This window comes from Calditrichota bacterium (assembly GCA_016867835.1).
Lineage (GTDB): Bacteria > Electryoneota > AABM5-125-24 > Hatepunaeales > Hatepunaeaceae > VGIQ01.
This window is the reverse complement of sequence record VGIQ01000147.1, coordinates 1-5,558: the sequence shown is the minus strand read 5'-3', so window position 1 is coordinate 5,558 and position 5,558 is coordinate 1. Positions and strand designations below refer to the sequence as shown.

8 protein-coding genes are annotated in these 5,558 nt (G+C 54.0%); all 8 read left to right on the top strand.

Annotated elements, in window-relative coordinates:
• Positions 1-287 (top strand): sugar transferase (locus FJY67_11140; GenBank protein ID MBM3330002.1); only part of this gene is annotated, 287 nt, incomplete at its 5' end.
• Positions 287-1,039 (top strand): DUF3108 domain-containing protein, encoded by a 753-nt coding sequence (locus FJY67_11135; GenBank protein ID MBM3330001.1) that lies wholly within the window; start codon positions 287-289, stop codon positions 1,037-1,039. The genes FJY67_11140 and FJY67_11135, both read left to right, overlap by 1 nt.
• A 1-nt stretch (position 1,040) precedes the next feature.
• Positions 1,041-1,994 carry an ADP-glyceromanno-heptose 6-epimerase gene (gene rfaD / locus FJY67_11130; GenBank protein ID MBM3330000.1) on the top strand — a complete coding sequence of 318 codons (954 nt, stop codon included), beginning with the start codon at positions 1,041-1,043 and terminating at the stop codon, positions 1,992-1,994.
• Between the two features lie 97 nt (positions 1,995-2,091).
• Positions 2,092-2,895, top strand: a complete 804-nt coding sequence (locus FJY67_11125) for a T9SS type A sorting domain-containing protein (GenBank protein MBM3329999.1) — start codon at positions 2,092-2,094, stop codon at positions 2,893-2,895.
• Positions 2,896-2,984: 89 nt separating this feature from the next.
• The gene (locus tag FJY67_11120; protein MBM3329998.1) at positions 2,985-4,430 is read left to right on the top strand and encodes a fibronectin type III domain-containing protein; all 1,446 of its coding nucleotides are present in this window, start codon (positions 2,985-2,987) and stop codon (positions 4,428-4,430) included.
• A 38-nt stretch (positions 4,431-4,468) separates the two neighbouring features.
• Complete coding sequence (locus FJY67_11115; GenBank protein MBM3329997.1) at positions 4,469-4,684, top strand: DUF4258 domain-containing protein; 216 nt, start codon at positions 4,469-4,471, stop codon at positions 4,682-4,684.
• Positions 4,681-4,881, top strand: a complete 201-nt coding sequence (locus tag FJY67_11110; protein ID MBM3329996.1) for a DUF2283 domain-containing protein — start codon at positions 4,681-4,683, stop codon at positions 4,879-4,881. Before FJY67_11115 ends, FJY67_11110 begins: the two co-directional genes overlap by 4 nt.
• 9 nt (positions 4,882-4,890) lie before the next feature.
• Positions 4,891-5,361, top strand: coding sequence for a hypothetical protein (locus tag FJY67_11105; protein MBM3329995.1), 471 nt, complete (start codon positions 4,891-4,893; stop codon positions 5,359-5,361).
• The last annotated feature ends 197 nt before the right edge of the window (positions 5,362-5,558 follow it).

Sequence of the window (5,558 nt, the reverse complement as noted above, 5' to 3'; positions counted from 1 at the left end):
AACTGCTTAATGTGGTTAAAGGTGACATGAGCCTTGTTGGACCGCGTCCCGAGCGCCCGGAATTCGTCACTCAGTTCGCCGAGCGCATCGAAGGCTATCACGAGCGGCACCGCGTTCGCGCCGGCTTGACCGGCTGGGCTCAGGTCAATGGGCTGCGCGGTGACACCCCGATCGAGGAACGGACAAAGTTCGATCGCTATTATGTCGAAAACTGGTCGCTTTGGTTCGACTTGAAAATACTGGCGCTTACCCTGGCAGCGGTCATCAAGGGGGAGAATTCTTACTGATGCTAATATCTGTGATGATGATGATGATAATGATGATTTTAATGCCCGCATCGCTATGGGGGGAGCCATCTGCTGCACCGTACGCTGTAGGAGAACGGCTCGATTTCAAGATATACTTTGAGTTCATCCTTGGCGGCGAAGCGAACATGTCGATCAAGTCTATCGAGGAAGTCGAAGGTAAAACTTGCTTTCAACTGGTAAGCGAAGCGCGCTCGACGCCGACCGTCGATCTAATGTATAAGGTACGCGACCGTATCGAGGCGTGGTGCGACACCTCCGGCGGGCAGTCGCGGCGCTATGTGAAACGGCTCCGCGAAGGCAGGTGGAAGGACGACAAGGTCGTCACCTACCAGCCGGCCGATAGTCTGGCATTGCTCCAGCGCAAAGCCAGCCATCCGCCGGAAACTCTTAGTGTCAAGCCGGGCGTGGTCGATATTCTGACCGCTTTCTACGAGGTTCGCCGCAGGGAACTAATCCCGGGCCAGTCGGTCCTTATCGCCGTGCACGACATCGACAAGACATATGACCTCGAAGTCAGAGTCCTGGGCCGGGAAAGGATCGACGCTCCAGCCGGGACGTTCGACTGTTTAGTGGTCGAGCCGCTCCTTCAGTCGTCGGGCATCTTTCGCCGCGAGGGATCGCTGCAAGTTTGGTTGACCGACGACGAATACCGGATGCCGGTCCTGATGAAAAGCCGGCTCTACTTTGGGTCGGTTTGGGCACGTCTGGTCGGCTACCGGAGAGGGAACTGAGATGCAATTCATCGTAACCGGAGGCGCCGGGTTCATCGGCAGCAATGTAGTGAAGGCGCTCAACCGGCGCGGGGAAGACGACATTATCGTCGTCGATCACTTGAACCACCCCGGTAAGGAAGCGAACCTTGAATTGCTGCGATTCCGGCATTACATTGAAAAGGCTGACTTCCGCAATCGGTTGGGAGGGGGCGCATTCGACGACGCCCGGCTGGTTATTCACATGGGCGCGTGCAGTTCGACGACCGAGACCGACGAGGACTATCTGATGGACAACAACTTCCGCTACTCGCAGGAGTTGTGCCGGTGGTGCCTGAGACGGGGGGTGCGAATTGTCTATGCGTCGAGCGCAGCGACCTATGGCGACGGGTCACAAGGGTATTCCGACGATCACTCACTTATCCCGCATCTGGTGCCGCTTAACCTCTACGGCAAGTCAAAACTGCTCTTTGACCGCTGGGCATGGGAGACGGGGGCGTTGGAACAGGTGGCAGGAATTCGGTACTTCAACGTCTTTGGCCCGGGTGAGGATCACAAGGGCGAGATGCGGTCGGTAGTGAACAAGGCATTCGAGCAGGTGCAGGCAACTGGTCGGATCCGGCTCTTCAAGTCCTACATGCCTGAGTATGCCGACGGCGAACAGGTGCGGGATTTCATCTATGTCGAAGATGCGGTGGCGATGACACTTTACTTGCTGGAAAACCCGGAGGTTAACGGCATTTTCAACTGCGGAGCGGGACAGGCGCGCAGTTGGAACGATCTGGCAAGTGCGGTATGCGCGGCGATGGACGTTCCAGTCAATATCGAATACATCGATATGCCCGAAGACATGCGAGAGAAGTATCAATACCACACCGAAGCGGTGATGGGGAAGATTCGGGAGGCTGGCTATGACGCGACGTTCCTGTCGCTGGAGGAAGGTGTGAGGCACTGTGCCGAATCCAAGCGATATTAGCACCAAGCACACCAAGATCACCAGGAAGACTATGTGCTCTTGGTGTTCTTTGTGGTGAGAAGTTAGAAACGACTTCCTTGATTCTGTTGGCAACTTAGTGCAATTCCAAGAGAATGGCCAATACGACATCGCACGGGATTTCACGGCTAACGGTGATTTGTATTTATATGACATCATTTCCTCACCAGATGGCTACACTCTTCTGGGAGGACATATTGACGAAAATGAGAATATTGGCTACAGTTGGATAATGAGAATTGATCGCGAATTCAATTCCGTTTGGAGATCTAATCTTCGGAATCAAGATAGACGGAATCATTATAGCAATTGTGTGTTGACTGAAGCGGGTTTTATTGTTGTCGGTTGGACTAATGGTCAAGATGGTTTTGCTAATGCTTATTTAGTCGGAACTAATGAAATTGGAGAGGAGAATTGGGAACAAATCGTTGGTGGAGAGAGCCATGATGGACTGTGGAGTATTGCCTCAACAGGTAATGCAAGCTTTGTTACTGCTGGAATGACTTACTCGTTCGGCGCGCAAGAGAGAGATGCCTGGCTCTTCAAATTCCGCGAGACCGAAAACAGCATTGAACCCGACCCAGCGTATACACCTTCGGACATTACGCTCAATGTCTTCCCTAACCCGTTCAACTCGCGGGCGACGGTGGTGTTTGCCCCAATTCATTGGGGCAATGCCGCTATGAATAGCGGCAAACAGGTATCGTTACTCCTCATCGACCCCCTCGGGCGCGTCGTCCGGGACCTGGCGCCGGCGGGGTGGATGGGGACAGGAAGGGAAGTACTTACATTGGACGGCTCCGCCCTGCCCGCGGGATGGTATCAGTTGCATTTGCAAGCCGGTGGGCAGGCGGTGAGCAAGGCAATAGTGATCGAGAAGTAAGTTTAACAAAGAGAACAGAGAGCGCACAGAGAACAGGGGAAAACCTCACTAATCTCGGTGTCCTCGGTGTTGAGATAAATTCATTCCCTATGAAACGTCTTCTTATTATCATCGTGTTGAGTCTGCTTCCGATCATTCGCGTGGTCGGGGCGGACTCGCTGGTCACCGGCTTCTCCGGCGAGACGACGCCCGGCATTATGACCCGGATGGAACTCCACTGGGGCTTCGGCGGCACGCCTCCGGAAAGGCTTTCGTTCCGCCTTATCCGGTTCGGCCTGATGGGCGATACGGCGGCGGTCTTCGATCTGCCGGGCGAAGCCCGAAAGTTCGAGGATCGCGCGGATCCGGGGCTCATGACGATGCACTACCGGCTTGAAGCATGGGCTGATGGCACGATGCTCGGCAGCGCCATGACCGAAGCGCCGGTGGCGCATGCCGGTGGCTTCAAGTCGCTCACCGGGAAGGACGTTCCCCACGATGGTGGTGGGCGGATCGAACTCGAGTGGACGATGCACGAATCGAGTAACACGTTCGAGCAGTATCGGATCTATCGGACTTCGGCTGGAGAAGCCGGCTGGAAACTGGCCGGGACAGTCGATGGCAGCACTACGACCTTCACCGATGATGGGCTTGTCGACGGGTCAAAGTATCACTATATGGTACGCGCCGTCGCGCTGCAGATGATCCTCGAGTCGATGCCGGCGATGAACCTCGCGAGCGAAAAGAGTTGGTTCGACATGCGCAAGATCAACCTGTTGGTGATTGCGCTGCTGGTCATAGTGGCAGTGATCTACTACACGCTGCTGGCTGGTCGGGGGACGATGTATATACGCAGGATAGCCGGGCTGCAGGCAGTCGATGAAGCGGTAGGGCGAGCCACCGAAATGGGCCGGTCAGTGCTCTTTGTGCCCGGAATTCAGGACCTTGACGACGTTCAGACCATCGCCGGCCTGACGATCCTCGGGTCGGTGGCGAAGATGACCGCGCAGTATGAGACGCGGCTCGACGTGCCGGTCTCGCGGTCGCTGGTGATGTCGAACGGGCGGGAAGTCGTCAAGGAGTCGTATATGTCGGTCGGAAGGCCCGACTTCTATAACGACTCCATCGTCCACTACGTCACCGACGAACAGTTCGGCTATGTTGCCGCCGTAGACGGGATTATGGTGCGGGAGCGGCCGGCGGCCTGCTTCTATTTGGGAGCCTTCTTTGCCGAGTCGCTTATTCTAGCTGAGACCGGCAACCATGTAGGCGCGATCCAGATTGCCGGGACGGCTATGCCGACGCAGTTACCGTTCTTTGTAGCAGCGTGTGACTATACGCTGATCGGGGAGGAACTTTTCGCGGCGTCGGCCTACCTCTCAAAGGACGCCCGGGCGATTGCGGCATTGCGCGGACAGGATGTCGGAAAAGCTCTTGCAATGGGCTCGATCCTGTTTGGATCGGTGCTGGTGACGATTGCGTCGATGGCGGGGGGCGGCGGCTTTTTTGGCCGTTTGTCGGACGGATTTGTCAGGCTGTTTGCGTTGAATTTTTAGATGAAAATTGCAGGTTTTCAACTTACACATCACGCGGAATCCGTGTCATTGAGCGTGAATTGGAAGGCAGTTGGGTTGTGCAAACATTGAAACATCCTGATTGGACTGAGATGGGACCGGAGGGAAACTTGCATTATATGGCAAGAATACCGGAATTTGGGGGGCGAATTCTAAGAGTTGTAGTCAGCCAACGAGTTGAGCCTCCGCAGATCGTTACCATTTTCTTCGACCGTCGCATCAAGAGAGAGAGATGAGACTTAGAATTGATAAGGTTGATGACGCACTTTATCTCAGGCTGGACGAGACGAGAATTGTCGAGTCTGAGGAAGTTGAGCCGGGCGTCATACTGGACTTCGACTCCGAAGGAAGAGTCGTCGGGATTGAGTTGCTCGATCTTAGCAGCCGGATGCCGGTTGAAGAGATTGGGCGTTTGCAGTTGGAAACAGTGTAAGGATTGTCTATGAACTGGCTCGAGGCAGCATTAAGTATCCTTTCCGATGGTAAGGAACGACATTACGACAAAATCGCGGGCGAGGTCATTATTCGCGGCCTGAAGAATACTAAAGGGTTAACGCCAGGCCTTACCCTAAATAGAGATTTGCTTACTCATTTGAGAAAAGAGGGATATGGATCCCTTGTTGTGCAAGTTCGTCGTGGTGTTTGGAAGATAAAGGCGACCGAGCAATCACAACGAGCCTCATTAACGACTGATGTAACTGACTCCAAGCCGAACAGTGATAGTGAGGAACTTGAGAAATCTTCATGGAGCGGTGCATTTGCTTTTTATTGGAGGAGCGAGGATGTTGACTGGACTCGATCGCAACCTGAGATATTTGGTCGCTCCGGTCAGAGCCGATTATTGGTTGATTTTTCCTCACAAATAGGGATATATTTCTTGCACAGTGTTATTAATGGGGTCATTTTATTATAGACACATTCAGGCGGCATAGGCGACCTTGGGAGCTTTGAAGAACCGCCTGACTATGTCCGGTCGTTTCTGTGTCACACGAAGATAGAATCGCACGTTCTCCTGCAGCTCCTTCTTCGTGGCCGGTCGATGACTTTGTGATGCGTTGTTCTTGATGTCATTATTCAAGTACTCATCCGGATTCAGTTCGGGGCTATAAG

Excerpts from the sequence above, each read along its gene's own strand:
- FJY67_11135 (MBM3330001.1), top strand. The coding sequence starts at position 287 with ATGCTAATATCTGTGATGATGATGATGATAATGATGATTTTAATGCCC.
- FJY67_11110 (MBM3329996.1), top strand. The coding sequence starts at position 4,681 with ATGAGACTTAGAATTGATAAGGTTGATGACGCACTTTATCTCAGGCTG.
- rfaD (MBM3330000.1), top strand. The coding sequence starts at position 1,041 with ATGCAATTCATCGTAACCGGAGGCGCCGGGTTCATCGGCAGCAATGTA.
- FJY67_11105 (MBM3329995.1), top strand. The coding sequence starts at position 4,891 with ATGAACTGGCTCGAGGCAGCATTAAGTATCCTTTCCGATGGTAAGGAA.
- FJY67_11120 (MBM3329998.1), top strand. The coding sequence starts at position 2,985 with ATGAAACGTCTTCTTATTATCATCGTGTTGAGTCTGCTTCCGATCATT.